Genomic DNA, 19,072 nt, shown 5'->3' with positions numbered 1-19,072 from the left:
CCCATTCTTTAACCATTAGTGGTGGTGCGACCAGCTACCGTCTGCCGATTCCAGGTAGGACTTGACGGCATCGGCCTGGCCCGTGGCGTGACGCTTGAGTTCGCCGCATGCGCAAATGCCCTGATACGGCTGGATATGCGAGCAGGCGGAGACTTTTTGCAGGTAAACCTGCATGGATTTGTGACATTTTACGCACTTGAAGGTGAGGCTGCGGGCGGCTTTCATGGGGTTCCTTGAACTGTTGCGGGGCGTAGGCGGTGCCTACGCGAAGGCGCCGATTTTAACGCACTCCGGCCATGGTTACACGTTGTTGCATCTGCGCCACGCGCACGTCAACTGAATCCGCGCCGTGACGTTGAACGTATATAGGAGGTCGTCTGACCGCCATTGAAGAGGTAGCACCATGGACAAGCGTGACAAGGAAAAGCCTGTACAGCCCGCCAAGGAGCTGGTGAGAAAATGGTTGAAAGCGGAGCTGGAACAGCGCCGGCCCCCGCCCGACCCCGAGCAGATCCGCCGCGAACTGGGCTGGGATCTGCTCCGGCTGGGCCGCGAACCGCTACCTCGGTGACGCCTTTGCCACGCCCTTAGAGCCTATCCCGGTAGATGAATACATCCCCTGCTGGCGCCCGTCAGAAGCGGGGACTGCGTTGCTCGTCGTCGCGTGGCTCGCCACGCGTCCTCCTCACGCCTTGTCCGCGCTCCTGATGCGCTGCCAGCAGAAGACGCTCGCTACCGGGATAAGCTCTTAGCGCACCGTCACCACGCTCTTGCCGCCGGACCCAGGCTGCACGAGGATGCGGGTGGCGATGCGCTCCGTCATTTCCTGCACGTGCGAGATGACGCCCACCTTGCGGCCCATCGCTTGCAAGCCGTCGAGCGCATCCATGGCCACGCGCAGGGTTTCCGTGTCCAGGCTGCCGAAGCCCTCGTCGATGAACAGCGATTCCACGCGCACCCGGTTCGAGGATAGCGAGGCCAGGCCCAGCGCCAGGGCCAGCGAGACGAGGAACGATTCGCCGCCCGACAGCGAGTGCACGGAGCGCAGCTCGCCGCCCATGTCCTGGTCGCGCACCATCAGGCCCAGCGACGGTTTGTTCGGGTTGTCGATGCGTTCCAGCTGGTAGCGGCGCGCCAGGTGGGCCAGGTGCGCGTTGGCGTAGCCGAGCAGCACTTCCAGCGTGAATTGTTGCGCATAGTTACGGAAGGTTTTGCCATCGGCGGAGCCAATTAGGTCGTCTAGGCTGGCCCAGCGCCGTTCGATGACGGCTTGCGCCTCGATTTGCGCCAGCATCGCTTGCGCGCTGTGGCGCCTGGCGTCGTCCTGCGCGATGGCCAGGCGCAGCCGCGTCGCTTCCTGGTTGGCCGCCTGGAGTTCGGCGCCCAGCGCGTCGAGCGCCGCCTGCAGCATGGCCTCGTCCATTTCCAGTGCTTCCGGCGGCTGCTGCACATGCGCGGCCAGTTGCTGCCGGCGCTCGGCCAGCACGGAAACGGCCGCCGTGTGGCGGTCGGCGATCACTTGCAAGGCATCGCGCTCGGCGCGCATGGCGTCCATGGAGATGGCCAGGCGCGCGCGCAGCTCGTCGAGCGTGGCGGGCGCGTGGCCGGAGTGACGCTGCCGGAATTGCTGCAGCCAGTCGTGCAGGGCGACGGTGGCGGCGTGCTCCTGTTCGCGCAGGGCGGCCAGGCGCTGCCCCAGCTGCGCGCACGCTTCGTCGAGGCGCGTGCGCTGCGCGCTGGCCGCGTGGGCCGCCGCCTGCTGCTGCGCCAGCTGGTCTTTGGCCTGCGCGATGGCCGCCGCCAGGCTGCGTTCCACCTCGGCCACGCTCTGGCCCAGCCACAGCGCGTTGCGCTCCGCTTGCAGTGCCGTGAGTTGTTTGTCGGCGGCGGCAAAGGCGGCGTGGGATTCCTGCGCCGCTTGCCGTGCCTTGCCGGCGGCCAGCTGCGCCGCTTCCAGCTGCGCGGCCAGGGTCGCCAGCGCGTGGCCGCGCTGGTCCTGGTCCGCCTGCTGTTTCAGCCACTGCCGGCTTTCCGTTTCGCGCGCCGCGCGGAAGGCGGCGGGGCCGGCGCGCCAGTTGTCTTTCCAGCCTTCGGCGCCTTCCACGTCGGCAAACGCGGCATCGAGCTGCGCCAGCAAGCCGCCAAGCGCGCCGCGCGACGTTTCCGCCTTGTCCAGACTGGCCGCCTGCTGTGCCTGCAATTGCGCCAGGCGCGTCTGCGTTTCGGCGACGGCGCTAGTGCAGCGCGCGTGTTCGGCGCCGGCCAGTTCGTGCGCCGCCTGCGCCTGCTCGCGCCGCGCGCCGGCCTGGCGCAGCGCCGCCTCCTGCTGCGCCAGGGCCTGCAGGGCTGCCGCATTAGCCGTCAGCTGCTGCGCGAACCAGTCCGCGCGCTGGTTTGCCGGCGGCAGTTGCAGGGTGTCCGCATGCGGCTGCCATTGCGCGTTCAAGCTGTCGATGGCGGGCGGCAGGATGGCCAGTTCCGCATCCGTCTGCACCTGTTCGCGCGCGGTCGCGGCCAGCGCCGCCTTGTGCGTGGCCAGCCGTTCCAGATTGCTGCGCGCCTGCGCGCGGCAAGCCAGTACTTCATCCTGCAAGCTGGCCAGCATCGCCTGCAGGGCGTCATCGGCGTGGCTGTACGGGTGTTCCAGCGCACCGCAGACGGGGCAGGGCTGCTCGTCCTGCAAGGTGGCGCGCAGTTGCTCCACGCTGGCCGCGCATGCCGCTTCCGCCCTTTTCAAGGATTTTTCCGCTTGCGCCAGGCCCGCTTCCAGCAGCGCCGTTTGTGCCGCCAGCGCCGCCAGCGCCGTCGTTTCCGTTTGCGCGGCCTGCGCCAGTTGCGCCGCCCTCGCTTGTCCGTGCGCCAGCTCCTGCTGCTTGCGCGCCAGTTCCGTCCACGTCTTTTCCGCCGCGTTCAACTGGCGCGCATGGTCTTCCAGCTGGCCGCGCTGCTGCTGCAGCAGCTGACCATCGATGGCTTGCACGGCGCACTGCGCCTCGCGCCGCTGCGCATCGTGTGCGGCGAGCGTGGCGGCGGCCGCCGTCAACGCGGCCTGTGCCTCCTGGCCCGCGACGCCTGCCGCGCGCACCAGCTGCGCCGCGTCGGCCGCCCTGGCGTCGGCCGCATCGGCTTGCACGGCCGCCTGGCCGGCCTGGGCGAACAGCTGGTCCGACAATTGCCACGACGCGGCCAGCGCTTGCCAGTGCTGGTGCGACGCCAGCCACAGGCGGCCCGTTTCCTGCTCCGCCTGCATGGCGTGCTGGTGCTGCTGCAGCTCGTGCAAGGTGGCGCGCGCCGTTTCGTTGGCCTGGTCCGCCGCCAGCGCGCCATCCTGCGCTTGGCGGTGGGCAGGCAAGTTTGCCGCAATGCCGGCATCGAGCGCCTTGGCTTGATCGAGCAGGGGCGCCGCGTCGCGTTGCGCCGCTTCCCTGGCTTGCAAGGCCGCCGTCGCCAGCTGCACGCTGGCAGCCAGTTGCGTTTCGCTGGCCACGGCTTGCGCCGCCTGCGCGCGCGACGCTTCCAACGCGGCGCCGGTGCCAGCGATGTCGTTCGCCAGGCGCGCCACGTCGTCGATGAGGGGCCGCGCCGGCTGCAGCAATTCCCACTGCGCCAGCGCCGTGCGGCGCGCTTCGGCCGCGGTGCGTTCGGCATCCGCGCCATCGAGCGTCTCTTGCGCCGCCGCTATCTGGCTTTGCAGCTTGTGCGTCTCCTGGTGCCAGCGCTGCTGCAGCTCCAGCACCGCCTTGCGCAAGTCGATGGTTTGCAGGGCGGTGTCGGCAGCGCCGCACAGCGCCTCGGTCTCGGCCCGCTCTTCCGGCGACAGGGGCCGCTGGTCGGCCAGTTTTTCGCCCAGGCGTTCGAGGATCTGCTTTTCCTTTTTTGCCCGCTCGAAGGCGCGCATGGAAATGTCGGTATAGATGCTGCTGCCCGTCAGGGTTTCCAGCAATTCTCCCCGTTCATTGTCTTCCGTCTTGAGGAAGGTGGAAAACTCGTTCTGCGCCAGCAGCACGGCGCGCGTAAACTGGTCGAACGACAGGCCGATGCGCTTTTCGATCTCTTCCTTGACTTCCGTCTTGGTGCCGCCAATGGGCTGCAGCGCTGGCAGCTGGTGCAAGCTCATGGCGGTCGCCTGCAGCGCGCCTTCGGCCCGGGTACGCGAGCGGCGCACGCTCCAGCGCGCGCGATAGTGACCGCCGTCGTTGCCGACGAAGTCTACTTGCGCGTAACCGTCCGGCGTGCCGCGGCGCAGCAGGGTGCGCGTATCCTGGGCGTTGACGGTTTCCTTGCCCACGTCGGGCAGGGCGCTGCCCCGGCCCAGCACCTTCAGCAGGCGCGGCGTGGCGTCGTACAGGGCCAGGCACAGGGCGTCGAGCAGGGTGCTCTTGCCCGCGCCCGTGGGGCCGCTGATGGCAAACAGGCCGGAGGACGCCAGCGGCTCCTGCTGGAAGTCGACTTCAAATTCGCCGGCCAGCGAGGCCAGGTTCTTGCCGCTGATTTTCAGTATTTTCATGGTTCTTCAGGTACCGTCAGGCGCCGGGCAGCAGCAGTTCGGCCAGGGCCGACAGTTGTTCGGGCGGCGCGGGCCGGCCGTATTTTTGCAGGTACAGGCGTCGGAAGATGTCGTCGGGCTGCAGCTGGCTCAATTGGTCGAGCGTCATGTTGTCGGGCGCGCTGCTGCGCGCGGCGCTCGACGTTTCGATCTTCGCCAGGCGCACCTGCTTGCCGTCGAGCGCTGTTTCGATGCGCGTGCGCAGGCCCGGTTCCGGCGCATCGAGGCGCACGCGCACTTCCAGGAAGGGCTGCGCTTCCGGTGCGGCGGCGGGTACGTCGAGGGCGGCCAGCTGCGCCAGCACCTCGTCGATCGGCGCTGGCGTGGCGGGCACGCGCAGCAAGGGCACGGCGCGCGGCACTTCGATGGCGCGCACGTCCTTCAACTGTTCGCCATCGATGTCGAGGCACAGCACCTGGTGGCGGTAGTGCACTTCCGCAAACGACAGGGGAATCGGGCTGCCGCAATAGCGGATATGTTCCTGGCCGCCCACGGCTTGCGCCTTGTGCAGATGGCCCAGCGCCGCATACGCGATGGCGGCGTCGAAAATCCCCGACGGCAGCATTTCCGTGCCGCCGATGACGATGCGGCGCTCTGAATCGTTGGACATTTCGCCGCCCACCATGTGGCAGTGGCCCATGGCAACGATGGCTTGTCCGGGCTGGCGACGCGCCAGCGCCAGGTCCGCCAACTGGCGGTACAGCAGGGCGATGCCGCCCAGGTAGGCGTCCTGGGTATCGCCGGCCTGCAGTTTCGGTACGTCGCCGGGACGCAGGAAGGGCACGGCCAGGCACCAGGCTTGCACTTGCCCATCGGCGCCCGTCAAAGGCAGCAGCAGGCGCTCCAGGTCGATCTGGCCATCTTCGTCGCGCAGCAGATGGCCGATCACGTGCGTGCCGTGCGCGGCCAGCAGGGGCCCGGGCGCTTCGAGCCGGCCGGCCGAATCGTGGTTGCCGGCGACGACGACCAGCTGCAGCGCGGGCAGGCGCGCGCGCGCCTGCTGCAGGAAGACGTACAGCTGCTTTTGCGAGGCGGCCGACGGGTTGGCGTTGTCGAACACGTCGCCGGCAACGAGCAGCACGTCCGCTTGTTCGGCCACGAGCGTGTCGAGCAGCCAGTCGAGGAAGCGCTGGTGCTCGTAGCCCCGCTCGTAATTGTGCAGGGTCTGGCCCAGATGCCAGTCGGAAGTGTGCAGCAGGCGCATGGTGGGCCAAGGGTAGGGAAGACAGGCGCCAATATAGCAGGAATGATAGGGGGCAGACCCGCGCCAGGCGCCAGCGGCCATATCAAGTGGTCAGTATCCCGGCGCGATAGGTATTCCGGCCATCCTGCTTGGCCTTGTACAGCAGCACGTCGGCCCGCTGCAGCAGCACGGCGGGGGAAATGTCTTCGTCGCGATAGAAAGCCAAGCCGATGCTGGCGGAAATGCGCACGGTGATGCCATCGAGTTCGAATGGCTGCTGCATGGCGGCGACGATTTTTTCCGCCAGCACGGCTGCGTCCTCGGGCCGGGTGATCTGTTCCATGATGATGGTGAATTCGTCGCCGCCCAGGCGGGCGACGATGTCGGTGACGCGCATGGTTTGCGTCAGGCGCTGGGCGAAGGCGCGCAGCAGCGCGTCGCCGGTGCCGTGGCCGTGCGTGTCGTTGACGGGCTTGAAACGGTCGATATCCATGTACATGACGGCCATCAGGTGCTGATGCTGGCGGCTCGCGTGCATGGCGTCGCTGAGTTTTTGCTGGAAGCCGGCGCGGTTCGACAATCCCGTCAGCGCGTCGACCTGGGCCAGTTTCAGCAGGCGCTGTTTTTCGCGCTTTTGCACGGTGATATCCTGGCGCATCACGTGAAAGCCCACCACCTGCAGCTTGTCTTCGCCGATCTGCGGGATGTAGATCACTTCCAGGCAGCGCTCGATGCCTTCCTTGTCGTCTTCTTCCTCGAAGCTCAGGGTTTCGCCCGCCAGCACTCTTTCGATGTACGGCGCCACCGTGCGGTAACGCGCCTCGCCCACCGTGTCGCGCACGCTCTTGCCCAGCGCTTGCCGGCCCGTCAGGCCGAATTCGCGCTCATAGGCGATGTTCAGGAAGCGGTAGACCTGGTCGGCGTCGATGTAGGCGATCATGGCCGGCAGGGTGTCGGCGATGGTGCGCAGGCGCGCTTCGCTTTCCAGCAGCGCCACTTCCGATTCGCGCAGGATGGTGATGTCGTCCAGGCTGCCCACGTAGCCTTCGATCCGGCCGTCGATGAGGATGGGGGCAATTTTGACGGAGACCCAGACCAGCCTGCCGTCGCGGTGCAGGCAGCGCAGGGTGGACTGGAACGGCGCATGGCTGCGCGTGAGCTGTTCCAGCGCCACGTGCATCAGCGGATAGTCGTCCGGGTGCAGGGCGCTGGTCCAGCCGGCGCCCAGGGCGGCCGCGCGCGGCAAGCCCGTGATCGATTCGAAGGTGCGGTTGACGTAGGTGCAGCGGCGCTGGCGGTCCAGGCGCACCAGGCCGAGCGGCGAAGCGTCGTTGACGGCGGCCAGTTCGGCCTGTTTCTGGCGCAGTTCCAGTTCCTGCTGGCGGCGCTGCGAGATATCCTCGGCGATGCACAGGATATGTTCGATCTGCTGGCGCTCGTCGAACACGGGCACGGAGACGGCGCGCAGGTAGCGCAGGCTGCCATCGAACAGGCGCAACGGCTTTTCCGTATGGTCGATGACGCCCCGCTCGGCCAGGATGGCGCGGTCGTCCTCGGCGTCGTGCAGGCCGAAGTCGGGCGGGAAGGCCTGGCAATCGGTCTTGCCGATGACGTCGGCGGCCAGGTGGCCGGTGATGTCCTCGGCCGCCTTGTTCCACACTTCCATCTGGCCGAAATTTTCCGGGCGCGCGCTTTTTACATAGACCAGCACGGGCAAATGGTCGATCAGCGACTGCAGGAAGCTGCGGTTGTCCTGCAGCGCCAGTTCGTCGTGCTTGCGCGCGCTGATGTCGCGCGAGGTGACGGCCACGCCGTCGGTGATCGGCACCACCTGGTGGCGCAGCCAGCGCGTGCCGCCCGAGGCCAAGGTCAGCTCGAATTCATCTTCCAGCGGCTGGCCCGTTTCCATCACCAGCAAAAAGCGCTTGAAGAAGCGCTCGCCGCGCAGCAGCGGTATCAGCGGCAGCACGCGCTGGCCCAGCAGTTCGGAGCGCGGCTTGCCCAGCATGTCGGCGGCACGCTCGTTGACGTCGGCGAAAATGAAGTCTTCCACCGGCTTGCCCGGCGCGGGGCGCCAGGCTTTCAGCAGCAGCACGGCATCGAGGCTGCCCTGGTGCGCCGCGCGCAGCAAGGCTTGCGTTTCCGTGGCCTGGCGGATGCTGCGGCGCAGGCGCGCGCTCTGGCGCATCAGCAGGGTCGTAAAGCCGGCAATGAGCACGCTGGCGGCGAGCAGCGCGCCGACATATATCAGACGGCGGTGTTCGAAGCGCGTCAGGGCGACGGCGCGGCTCACGCCCACCACGGCCAGCAACGGGTAGCGCGGCAGCTCGTGGTAGCTGTAGATGCGGGACGTCGCGTCGACGGGCGGCTCGATCAGCAATTCTTCGGCGGCGTGCTGCGGCGGTCCCGGCATGCGGAAGTCGATGCGGTCGCTGAGGATCAATTGTTCGCCGATGCGCCCCGCCGTCAGGCCGCTGTCGCGCGCCACCAGCATCAGCGCGCCCTGTTCATCGAGGTTCAGGCGGTCGTAGTCGTCGACAAAATACGTGGGGTCGACGAGGATGACGATGGCGCCGGCAAAGCGGCCTTGCGCATCGTTCAGGCGGCGCGCCAGGCGGATGGTCCAGTGCTTGCCGCCCGCGTCGAGCATGGGCGTGTCGACCAGGGCCGTGTCGGACGCATTCGCGGCCAGCGCCCTGAAAAATGCCTGGCCGGCCAGGTTTTCCGGCAGGTAGGCGTTGGCGCTGTCGAGCACATTGCCCTGCGCATCGACGAGGGCGATCGGCAATGCCAGCTTCGACGGCAGCACGCTGTCGAGCAAGCCCTGGCGGCGCGTGAATTCATTCAGGCGCAGGCCGCCGTCCGTTTCCTCGTATTTGAGCTTGAACAATTGCGTGGCGTGATCCGTCTGGCGCAGGGTGAAATTGGTATGGTCGGCCAGGGTCCGCGCCAGTGACTGGCTGACAGCCACGGCGTCGCGCACGGCGCTGGCCCGCTCCTGGCCCACCTGGTAAAAGACGGCCGCCCACAGCGCCAGCAGCAGGATGAGCGCGAACAGGGGCACCAGGCTGAGACGGTACAGGCGGCGGGCAAGGCGTTGCAGGGGTCTTGTTATCGCTATCACGGGCGCTTGCAGGCTATATTCATGGAAAAGGGGAGGGGCGGCGTGGCGCGCATGATAGCCGAAATCGGCCGCCTTGCGCGTCAGCGTGTTGCCGCCGCTGCCATCGTCTGTTCGTCGTCTGTCGCTGGCCTTATTTTGCTTTAAATCAAGTAGCCGTGGTGCCGCGCACGCTAAAAAAAGCACGCCGGCGGCGACACGGGCTGGCGCCGTGGCAGAAAAAGTACAATTGCGCCCCCATCCTCATTAAAATGGATGCTTCTTCCTCCCATATCGAAAGTTGTCATGCAGAGTAAAAAGCCCGACGCGGCAAGACTGGACAAGATCGTGGCTGAAGCGCGCCGCGCCGCCGACCAGCGCGAGAGCGGCTACCGCGAGCGTTCGCTGAAGATGTACCCGTGGGTCTGCGGCCGCTGCATGCGCGAATTCACGCGCGCCAACGTGCAGCAGCTGACGGTGCACCACCGCGACCACAACCACGACAACAATCCGCCCGATGGCAGCAACTGGGAACTGCTGTGCCTGTATTGCCACGACAATGAGCACTCGCGCTACCTGGAAGCGGACCGTGGCGCCGGCCTGCTGTCGGCCGAGGTGGCGCCCGCCACGCACAATCCCTTCGCCGCGCTCGCTGGCCTGATCAAGAAAAAGGACTGAGCGGCCCGTCCGCCTCCCACCCCATGCGCATCTTGCTGATCGAAGACGACCCGCAGCTGGGCCGCGCCACGCAGATCGGCCTGGAACAGGGCGGCTATGCCGTCGACTGGGTCACGAGCGCCGAACACGCGCACACGGCCGTGCGCCTGCATGACTATGGCTGTATTTTGCTCGACCTGGGCTTGCCGGGGCAGGATGGCATGCAGGCGCTGGGCGTGCTGCGCGACAATGGCTACAGCGGCGCCGTGCTGGTCGTCACGGCGCGCGATCAGGTGGGCGAGCGCATCGCCGGGCTCGACGCGGGCGCCGACGACTTCATCGTGAAACCGTTCGACCTCGACGAACTGGCCGCGCGCATGCGCAGCGCCTGCCGGCGCGCCGCGGGCCGCCTGCGCGAGCACCTCGTGCACGGCGACCTCGTGCTCGATATCGCGGACCGGCAGGTGACGCAAGGGGGATTGCCCGTGATGCTCACGATGAAGGAGTTTCGCATCCTGCAATTGCTGCTGGAACACGGTGGCCGGGTGCTGAGCCGGGAACAGCTGGAGAAAAACCTGTACAGCTGGGGCGATGAAGTGGAAAGCAATGCCGTGCAAGTGCATATCCACCACCTGCGCAAGAAGCTGGGGCGGGACTTGATACGCACCGTGCATGCGATCGGCTATTGCATTGATAAAGCGCAAGCGGCCTGATGAAAAAACGGGCTACCCTGAGGCAGCCCGTTGGCATCGATGATGCGGCTGGATTAGCGCATCAGAAATCGACGGTGGCCGACAGCCACAGACGGCGGCCGTCCAGGCTGTTCACATAGCGGTTGGCGTAGGTCAACGTCGGTGCGCGGTAAGGCTGGTAGTCGACGAAGTCCTTGTTGAGCAGGTTGTACACGGCCGCGTTCAGGGTGACGCGCTTGTTCAGCTGGTAGCTGCTGCCCAGGTGCAACATGGTGTAGCCCTTGTAGTCGCCCAGCGCGGCCTTGGCGGCGCGCGTGGAAGCGGAGGTGCCCGGATCGCGGAAGCGCTCGCTGCGGTACTCGGCGCGCAGCCAGCCGTTCCATTCGCGCGAGATATCCCAGCTCAGGCGTGCGTTGACGGCGTGCTTGGGCGTGTCGCTCAGGGGCTTGCCCGCGTTGCTGCCACTCTTCTGTTCGCTTTCCGTGTACGTGTAGTTGGCGCTGGCCGACAAGGTCTTGCCCAGCGGGAAGCGCGTATTCAGCTCGACGCCGCGCGTGACGGCCTCATCCACGTTGACCGACTGGCCAAACGCATCGACGTTGGGCCAGTTGCCGAAGCTGACGCAGCCGGGACGGTTTGGCGACGGACGGTAATCGCAGTTGACGAGGCCTGTGCCCGTCGTGATCTTGTCCTTGAATTGATTGTTGAACAGGGAGCCGCTGGCGGTCCAGCCGGCCAGGTTGTCGAAATACGCGCCGATTTCCGTCGTCGTGCTCGTTTCCGGCTTCAGGTTCGGGCTGCCGACGAGGGGAATCGTGCCCTGGCCGCCGAAACCGTTGATTCCTGGCGACAATTGTTCCACGCGCGGCGTCTTGTAGCCCTTGCTGACGCCGCCCTTGACGGTCCAGATCGGGTTGGCGTTCCACACGGCATACGCACGGGGGTTGGTCTGGCCGCCGAAGATGCTGTGATCGTCATAACGGGCGCCGAAGGTCAGCGCGACATTCTCCAGCACCTGCCATTCGTCTTCCACGAACAGGGCCTTTTGCGTGAATTCGAATTTCTTTGGCGCCACGCCATCCGTCATTTCCGCTTTCCACCATTGCGCGCCGACGGTGGCCATGTGTTTGCCCAACGGCAGGACCAATTTGGTGTCGAACACCTGGCTTTCCACTTCCAGGGTGCGCGCGCTGCCGGCGACGGCGCCTGGCGTGCCTGGCGGAATCGTGCGGCCCAGGGTTTCCGTCTTGTTCACCATGTAGCTGCTGTCCAGGGTGCCGAAGCCGAAGCGGCCCGTGTGCGACAGGGTCCACTGGTCGCGGTTGTATTTCTGCTCGGGACCGTAGCCGCCCTGCAAGCCCAAGGTGCCCAGTTGCTTCTTCGAATTGTCGTAGGTCTGGCGGCCCGCATCCGCGTCGAGGATGACGGTATGGAAACGGTTGGGCGTGAAGGCCAGGCGCGCGCCAAAGTTTTCGATGTCCGCGCGCACGGGGTTGGCGCCCATGCTCGGTACATTTTCCGCACCGGCCGCGTCGTTGTAGCGGATGTTGGCCGCATCGCGGCGCTGCTTGCTGCCGCGCAGGGATAGGCCCAGCAGGTCGGTGGCGATAGGGCCGCTCAGGTAGAAGCGGCCGCTTTTCACGTCGCCGAAATCGGACTCTTCCTGCAGGGTGTAGTCGGCCGAGATGGAACCCATCCACTGCTTGCCCACCTTGCGCGTGATGATGTTGATCACGCCGCCCATGGCGTCCGAGCCGTACAGGGTCGACATGGGGCCGCGGATGATCTCGATGCGTTCGATGGCGGCCAGCGGCGGCATGAAGCTCGTCTGCGTGCCGCCGAAGCCGTTCGGCGTGACGTTGCCGGCCGCGTTCTGGCGGCGTCCGTCGATCAGCACCAGGGTGTAGTCGCTGGGCATGCCGCGGATGCTGATGTTCATGCCACCCGTCTTGTCGCCCGCCGCGCCCACGTCGATGCCTTCCACGCTTTCCAGCGCCTGCGTCAGGTTGCCGAAGCGCTCCTTCGACAGTTCTTCACGCGTCAGCACGGTGATCGAGGCGGGCGCCTGCTTGATATCCTGCTCGAAACCGGAGGCGGAAACCACCACTTCCGGCATGCTGGCAGGCGTGCCCGTCTGGGCGTGAGCCGGCAGGCAGGACAGGGCGGCCAAGGCCAGGGCCAGGGTGGTGGGACGCGGCAGGCGCGCGCGGCGGGGGCTGTTGGACATGCAAACTCCTGAGGGTGAATGAATTATTGGTCTGTATTCTTGGGGTAATGGGAATCATGAAAGCAATAAGAATCATTTACAATTGCAGGCATGGCTTCCCAAAAAATATTTCGCTCCGGATCTTGCGCAGAAGTTCTTAAGAGATTCTTAACGGCTGGCGGCGGCGTGAAAAGCTGGTCGCTGCGGCGCACCCTGCTGGCCGTGCTGCTGGGCCTGACCCTGGCCCTGTGGGTGGGCAGCGCCGCCATCGTCTACGTGGAAGCGCGCCGCGAAAGCCAGGAATTGTTCGACCAGTCGCTGATCGAGACGGGCCATTTGCTGCTGTCGCTGGTGGAAAAGGATGCGCGCGAGCATGGCTTGACGGGGCCCATCGACCTGCCGCTGCGCGGCCATCCGAATCCCCACCAGTATTTGCTGTTCAAGGTGCGCGACGCGCAGCAGCGCGTCCTGTACCGCAACGACGCGGCGTCCGACATCGCCTTGTCGCGCAGCGCGCCGGACGGCCTGTCGTGGACCAGCATCGGCGGCCAGCGCTGGCGTCTGTTTTCGCTGTGGGACCCGCAGCGCAGCCTGCAACTGCTGGTGGCCGAACCGACCAGCCACCGCGACGACATCAGCCGCGGTTTCTTTTACCGCATCGCGCTGTTCGGCCTGCTGCTCGTGGCGCTGGCCACCATCGCCATCTGGTGGAGCATCCACCGCGTGTTTCGCGTGCTGCAGGCGTCCGCCGACGAAGTGTCGGCACGCACGCCCGACGAACTGACGGACGTGCATGTGCACGGCGCGCCCTCGGAGCTGCATCCGCTGCTGCTGGAAATCAACCGCCTGTTCGGCAGGGTGCGGCACAGCCGCGACAATGAACAGCGCTTCACGGCCGATGCGGCGCACGAGCTGCGCACGCCGCTGGCCGCCATCAAGACCAATCTGCAAGTGCTGCAGCGGGCCCGCAGCGCGGACGAACGCGAGGAATTCATCGCCGCCCTGGGCGCCAGCGTGGAGCGCGCCACGCGCCTCGTCAACCAGTTGCTGGCGCTGGCGCAGCTCGATCCGCAGTCGCAGGCAGAGACGGCGCTGGCGCCGGGCGACCTGGCGCACGTGCTGGCAGCGCAGGGGGCGCAGTGGCAGGCGCTGGTCGCGCCGTACCAGTTGTCGCTGGCGGTCAACGTGGCGCCGGCGCCCTGCGCGCTGCATGCGGACAGCCTGCAGGTATTGCTGCGTAACCTGGTCGACAATGCGCTGCGCTATACCCCGGCGCCGGGCGCCATCGAGATCCGCTGCGGCGTGGAGGCGGGGCGCAGCTACCTGCGCGTGGCCGATACGGGGCCGGGTATCGCCGAGCAATGGCACGCGCGCGTGTTCGAACGCTTCGTGCGCCTGGGCGGCAGCCAGGTTCCCGGCAGCGGGCTGGGCCTGTCCATCGTGCGCCGCATCGCCGAGCGGCATGGCGCGCAGATCATCCTCGGCGCCGGACTGCAGGGCCGGGGGCTGGCGGTGACGGTCGTGTTTCCCGCAACGTAGCGGGCGCGATCCGATAGCGATAAAACGCACAAGGCGTGTGCAGAATGCGGTATCTTTCTGTTATGCACAGCCCACACCAGCCCATTCTTTTCGATCCCCCCGCTTTATCGCTGGCCGCCGCGCGCGCGCTGCACCTGGCCGCGCAGGGCTTGCTGCAGGCGCGGCGCAAGAAAGCCGTGAAGGCCGACGTGCTGGCCGCCGTGCGGCAAATGGGCGTGCTGCAGATCGACACCATCCACGTGGTGGCGCGCAGCCCCTACCTGGTGCTGTGGAGCCGCCTGGGCGACTATCCGCAGCCTTGGCTGGAGCAGCTGCTGGCCGAGGGCGCGCTGTTCGAGTACTGGGCGCACGAGGCTTGCTTCGTGCCCATCGAAGACTATGGCCTGTACCGCCACCGCATGCTGGACCCGGCCGCCATGGGCTGGAAATACTCCGTCAAATGGATGGCGGAGCAGGGAGAGGCCGTCGCTTCGGTGCTGGAGCACATCCGCGCCAACGGCGCCGCGCGCTCGGCCGACTTCGAGCGCACGGATGGCCAGGCGGGCGGCTGGTGGAGCTGGAAGCCGGAAAAGCGCTCGCTCGAAGTGCTGTTTACGTCGGGCGTGCTGATGATCGCCAAGCGCCACAATTTCCAGCGCTATTACGACCTGGCCGAACGGGTGCTGCCGGGCTGGCACGACGGCTTGCTGCCGTCCGAGGAGCAGGTGCGCCGCCGGCTGCTGCTGGCCAGCGTGAAGGCGCTGGGGCTGGCGCGGGCCAGCTGGATCAGCGACTACTTCCGCACGAAGCAGTCGCGCGCCAGCCTGGCGCGCGATTTGCAGGCGCTGGTGGACGAGGGCGCGCTGCTGCGCTGCACGGTCGATGGCTGGAGTGATGCCGTGTACGTGCATGCCGAGCATGGGGACTTGTTGCGCGACGCGGCGGCCGGCAAGCTGGCGCCCACCCTGACGACGATACTCTCGCCGTTCGATCCCGTCGTCTGGGACCGGCGCCGTGCCCTGGAATTGTTCGGCTTTGACTACCGGCTCGAATGCTACACGCCGGCCGAAAAGCGCCGCTATGGCTATTTCACCTTGCCGATCTTGCGCCGCGGCGCGCTGGTGGGGCGCCTGGACGCCAAGGCGCACCGCGCGCAGGGGCGCTTCGAGATCAAGTCGCTGGCGCTGGAAGACGGCGTGCGCCTCAGTACCCGTCTGGCGCAGGACGTGGCCGGCGCCGTGCAGCGCCTGGCGCTCTGGCATGCCTGCCCGGATATTGATATTGCGCAGACGCAGCCGGCAACCTTCGGCGCGCTGCTGGCCCAGACCCTGCACGACGGCGGCGCAGCCGCAAGGCGGGCCGCATGATGCTGCCGCCGGCTCCTCCCCAGCTGCTCGACGCCGATGGCGTCCCCTGCTTTGGCCGCTACACGGGCCAATTGAACGCCTTCGACTGGGCCGCGCTGGCGCCACCCCACGCGCGCGGCGCCCTCTGGCGCCTGTTCCACCACAAGCGCTGGCATTACGTGGCCCTGTCCACACCCACGCTGTTCTGCGGCGTGGCCATCGTCGACCTGGGCTGGACCAGCACGGCCTTCGCGTATGCCTTCGACCGCCACAAGGGCAAGATCGTGGCCAGTTTTTCGCAGGATGGCGTGCCGGGCTTGAGCGCCACGGTGGCGCCGCATGCGGGCGCCAGCAGCCGTTTCCGCTTCCTCTCGCAAGTGATCTCCATCGAGGCCCAGCCCCAGCAGCGCTATCGATTGCTGCTCGATTGCGGCCATTTCGGCATCGACGCGGAATTCGGCCCGCCCGTGGCGCCCACCTTGCTGGCCGTGGGGCCCGTGGGCGAGGGCGGCAGCGTGCATGCGACGCAAAAGTCGGGCGGCTTGCCCTTGTGGGGCAGCGTGCGTTGCGGCGCCATGGGCTACAGCTTGGACGACGGCGTGGCCAGCTTCGATTATTCGAATGGCTTGCTGGCGCGCGAAACGGAATGGCGCTGGGCCTCGGCGCACAGCCTGGACCTGGGTTTCAACCTGCAGGCCGGCTATTTCGGCGCGCATGAAAACGCGCTGTGGCTCGATGGCCAGCTGTATCCGCTGGGCCGCGCGCACTTCGACTTCAATCCCGACAACCCGCTGGCGCCGTGGCATGTGTGGACGGACGACGATTTGCTGGACCTGCACTTCAAGCCGGAAGGCGCGCGCCGCGAGGATAAAAACCTGTGGATCGCCGCCAGCCGCTACATCCAGCCCATCGGCACTTTCAGCGGCTGGGTGCGCACCAGCGCGGACTCTCCCAAGCGCATCGTGGCGCAGCTGGCCGGGGTGACGGAAAGCCACCGCTCGCGCTGGTAGGGGCGCGCGGGTTTTTCGTGAAATGCAGCGCAAGATCAAATTTTTTTGGCAACGCATCCCTTACACTGGCGCGTAGTCGCTCCGGCAATCCCGCTTCGGCAATCCATGAGGCCAGAACATGAGTATCCGTAATCTCGACAAGCTGTTCAAGCCGGCCTCGGTGGCCCTGATCGGCGCCACGGCGCGCGAACGCAAGCTGGGCGCCATCGCCCTGTACAACCTGCTCGGTGGCGGCTACCAAGGAGACATTTGGCCCGTCAATCCCAAGTATGACGAGCTGATGGGCCTGAAATGCTACCGCAAGCTGGCGCAACTGCCGAAAGCGCCGGACCTGGCCATCATCTGCACGCCGCCCGCCACCATCACGGCCCTGATCCGCGAACTGGGCGCGCTGGGCACGCGCGCGGCCATCGTCATGACGTCCGGCCTCGACCCCGTGCGCGAGCAGTCGCTGCGCCTGGCCATGCTGAAGGCGGCCAAGCCGCATTTGCTGCGCATCCTCGGCCCCAACAGCATGGGGCTGCTGGTGCCGAAACTGGGCTTGAACGCCAGCTTCGCCCACGTGGGCGCAACCAGCGGCAAGATCGCCTTCGTGTCGCAATCGGGCGCGCTGGTGTCGGGCGTGCTCGACTGGGCCAACGCGCATGGCGTGGGCTTTTCCAAGTTCATTTCGCTGGGTGCCAGCTACGATGTCGATTTCGGCGACTTGCTCGACTACCTGGCCGGCGACATCGACACGGCCGCCATCCTGCTGTACATGGAAGATATCCAGGCGGCGCGCAAATTCATGTCGGCGGCGCGCGCGGCCGCGCGCAGCAAGCCCGTCATCGTCCTGAAAGCGGGGCGCGAGGCGGAAGGCGCGGCCATGGCGGCCTGGCATACGGGCGCGCTGGCCGGTTCCGACGCCGTGTACGACGCGGCCATCCGCCGCGCCGGCATGCTGCGCGTGTATTCGGCCGAAGAGCTCTTCGATGCCGTGGAAACCCTCACGCATATCCGTTCGCAGCGCGGCGAGCGCCTGGCGATCCTGTGCAACGGCGGCGGCCTGGGCGTGATGGCCACCGACGCCCTGGTGGGCAGCGGCGGCAAGCTGGCCGAACTCTCCCCCGATACCGTCATCGCGCTGGAAAAAGCCTTGCCACGGGGCTGGTCGCACGACAACCCCGTGGGCTTGCCCGGCGACGCGGCCGTGCAGCGCTATGCCGACGCCATCAAGCCGCTGCTCGACGAGCCGCAGGCGGACGCCTTGCTGCTGCTGCACGCGCCCACGGCCATGGTCTCGTCGATCGACATCGCCGAAGCCGTCACGCCGCTGATCAAGGCCACCTCGCGCACGGTGCTGTCGTGCCTGCTGGGTGGCACCACCGTGGCGCCCGCGCGCCAGGTCTTCAACCGGGCTGGCATTCCCACCTACGACACGCCGGAAAAGGCCGTGCATGGCTTCATGCAGATCGTGCAGTACCGGCGCAACCAGGAAACCCTGATGCAGGTGCCGGCGCAGCTGCCCATGTCGGCCACGCCGCGGCGCGCCAGGGTGCGCGAAATCGTCGCCGCCGCGCTGGCGGCCGGCCAGACGGTGCTCGGTGAATGCCGCTCGAAGGAAATCCTGGCCGCCTATGGCATTCCCGTCGCCACCACGCGCATGGCGGCCGACGTGGAAGAGGCGCTGGCCGTGGCGGCCGACATCGGCTATCCCGTCGCGTTGAAAATCCACTCGCCCGACATCGCGCACAAGTCCGACGTGGGCGGCGTGGCGCTCGACCTGGACACGCCCGACATCCTGCGCACGGCCGCCGCCGCCATGCTCAAGCGCGTGCGCCGCATGCGTCCCGACGCGCTGATCGACGGTTTTACCGTGCAGCAGATGGCGCGCCGGCCGCAATCGCATGAACTGATCGTCGGCGTGACGACGGACGCCGCCTTCGGTCCCGTGATATTGGTGGGGCAGGGCGGCATCGCCGTGGAAGTGACGGCCGATCACGCCATCGGCCTGCCGCCCCTGAACATGGTGCTGGCGCGCGACATGCTGGCGCGCACGCGCGTGTCGAAGCTGCTTGCCGGCTACCGCAACCAGCCGCCGGCCGACATCGACGCCATCTGCTACACCCTGATCCAGGTGGCCGAACTGGTGGCCGACATCGGCGAGCTGGCCGAACTCGACATCAACCCCCTGGTGGCCGATGCGGATGGCGTGATCGCCCTCGACGCGCGCATCCGCCTGCAGCCGGGCCAGAAGCGCGACCGCCTGGCCATCCGCCCGTATCCGCAGGAGCTGGAAGAGCAGGTGACGTGGATGGACCAATCCATTCTGCTGCGCCCCATCCGCCCCGAGGACGCGCCGCAGCACATGGACCTGTTCCACGCGCTGGACCCGGACGACGTGCGCCTGCGCTTCTTCACGTCCATGCGCGAGCTGCCCGTGTCGCAGCTGGCGCGCCTGACGCAGATCGATTACGACCGCGCCATGGCCTTCATCGCCACGCACACGGGCCCGGACGGCAAGCCGGAAACCCTCGGCGTGGTGCGCGCCGTGGCCGACCCGGACAATATCCACGCCGATTTCGCCATCGCCGTGCGCTCGGCGCTGAAAGGCAAGGGACTGGGACACATCCTGTTCGAGAAGCTGGTCGACTATTTCCGCAGCCGGGGCACGGAAGCGCTGGTGGGCGAGGCTATGGCGCGCAACAAGGGCATGCAGCGGCTGGTGAAAAGCTTTGGCGGAGAAGTCACGCCGTCGGAAGAGCCGGGCGTCGTCAACCTGCATATCGGCTTGCGCGCGCCGTAAAAGAAAGCGCGGCTGGCCAGCCGCGGGTT

Annotated in this window: 12 protein-coding genes; 7 read left to right on the top strand and 5 right to left on the bottom strand. The window is 67.0% G+C overall.

The window, feature by feature from the left end:
- Positions 1-15 precede the first annotated feature (15 nt).
- The gene (locus tag O3298_RS18010) at positions 16-225 is read right to left on the bottom strand and encodes a hypothetical protein (protein ID WP_034755039.1); all 210 of its coding nucleotides are present in this window, start codon (positions 223-225) and stop codon (positions 16-18) included.
- A 178-nt stretch (positions 226-403) separates the two neighbouring features.
- Here O3298_RS18010 and O3298_RS18005 point away from each other — a divergent pair, with 178 nt between their 5' ends.
- Positions 404-571, top strand: a complete 168-nt coding sequence (locus O3298_RS18005) for a hypothetical protein (RefSeq protein ID WP_305053374.1) — start codon at positions 404-406, stop codon at positions 569-571.
- Between the two features lie 177 nt (positions 572-748).
- Here O3298_RS18005 and O3298_RS18000 read toward each other — a convergent pair whose 3' ends face one another.
- The 3 genes from O3298_RS18000 to O3298_RS17990 all read right to left on the bottom strand — a co-directional run bounded on the left by O3298_RS18000 (position 749) and on the right by O3298_RS17990 (position 8,853).
- Positions 749-4,507, bottom strand: coding sequence for an AAA family ATPase (locus tag O3298_RS18000; RefSeq protein ID WP_305060165.1), 3,759 nt, complete (start codon positions 4,505-4,507; stop codon positions 749-751).
- Positions 4,508-4,523: 16 nt separating this feature from the next.
- Entirely contained in the window at positions 4,524-5,750 is a 1,227-nt protein-coding gene (locus O3298_RS17995; RefSeq protein ID WP_305060164.1) for an exonuclease SbcCD subunit D C-terminal domain-containing protein, read from the bottom strand.
- Between the two features lie 82 nt (positions 5,751-5,832).
- Positions 5,833-8,853, bottom strand: coding sequence for a PAS domain-containing protein (locus tag O3298_RS17990; RefSeq protein ID WP_305060163.1), 3,021 nt, complete (start codon positions 8,851-8,853; stop codon positions 5,833-5,835).
- A gap of 282 nt (positions 8,854-9,135) precedes the next feature.
- On the opposite strand from O3298_RS17990, the gene O3298_RS17985 reads away from it, so the two are divergent.
- Both O3298_RS17985 and O3298_RS17980 read left to right on the top strand, forming a co-directional pair.
- On the top strand, positions 9,136-9,507 hold the full coding sequence (locus O3298_RS17985) for a YajD family HNH nuclease (RefSeq protein WP_034755042.1): 372 nt from the start codon (positions 9,136-9,138) through the stop codon (positions 9,505-9,507).
- Positions 9,508-9,530: 23 nt separating this feature from the next.
- Complete coding sequence (locus tag O3298_RS17980) at positions 9,531-10,199, top strand: response regulator (protein ID WP_305060162.1); 669 nt, start codon at positions 9,531-9,533, stop codon at positions 10,197-10,199.
- Between the two features lie 61 nt (positions 10,200-10,260).
- Here the strand turns inward: O3298_RS17980 and O3298_RS17975 are convergent, their stop codons facing one another.
- A complete protein-coding gene (locus O3298_RS17975; RefSeq protein ID WP_305060161.1) occupies positions 10,261-12,405 on the bottom strand; it encodes a TonB-dependent receptor domain-containing protein in 2,145 nt (714 codons plus the stop codon).
- A gap of 165 nt (positions 12,406-12,570) precedes the next feature.
- On the opposite strand from O3298_RS17975, the gene O3298_RS17970 reads away from it, so the two are divergent.
- The 4 genes from O3298_RS17970 (at position 12,571) to O3298_RS17955 (ending at position 19,043) form a co-directional block, all read left to right on the top strand.
- Complete coding sequence (locus O3298_RS17970; RefSeq protein ID WP_305060160.1) at positions 12,571-13,923, top strand: ATP-binding protein; 1,353 nt, start codon at positions 12,571-12,573, stop codon at positions 13,921-13,923.
- Between the two features lie 62 nt (positions 13,924-13,985).
- Positions 13,986-15,269, top strand: coding sequence for a winged helix-turn-helix domain-containing protein (locus O3298_RS17965; RefSeq protein ID WP_305060159.1), 1,284 nt, complete (start codon positions 13,986-13,988; stop codon positions 15,267-15,269).
- The gene (locus O3298_RS17960; protein ID WP_305053367.1) at positions 15,266-16,258 is read left to right on the top strand and encodes a DUF2804 domain-containing protein; all 993 of its coding nucleotides are present in this window, start codon (positions 15,266-15,268) and stop codon (positions 16,256-16,258) included. Before O3298_RS17965 ends, O3298_RS17960 begins: the two co-directional genes overlap by 4 nt.
- Positions 16,259-16,376: 118 nt before the next feature.
- On the top strand, positions 16,377-19,043 hold the full coding sequence (locus tag O3298_RS17955) for a bifunctional acetate--CoA ligase family protein/GNAT family N-acetyltransferase (protein ID WP_305060158.1): 2,667 nt from the start codon (positions 16,377-16,379) through the stop codon (positions 19,041-19,043).
- The last annotated feature ends 29 nt before the right edge of the window (positions 19,044-19,072 follow it).

The sequence above is a fragment of the Janthinobacterium sp. SUN137 genome (genome assembly GCF_030587265.1).
GTDB classification, from domain to species: Bacteria; Pseudomonadota; Gammaproteobacteria; order Burkholderiales; family Burkholderiaceae_D; genus Janthinobacterium; species Janthinobacterium kumbetense.
The sequence above is the reverse complement of the archived record's forward strand: the minus strand, read 5'-3'. Positions and strand labels throughout refer to the sequence as shown.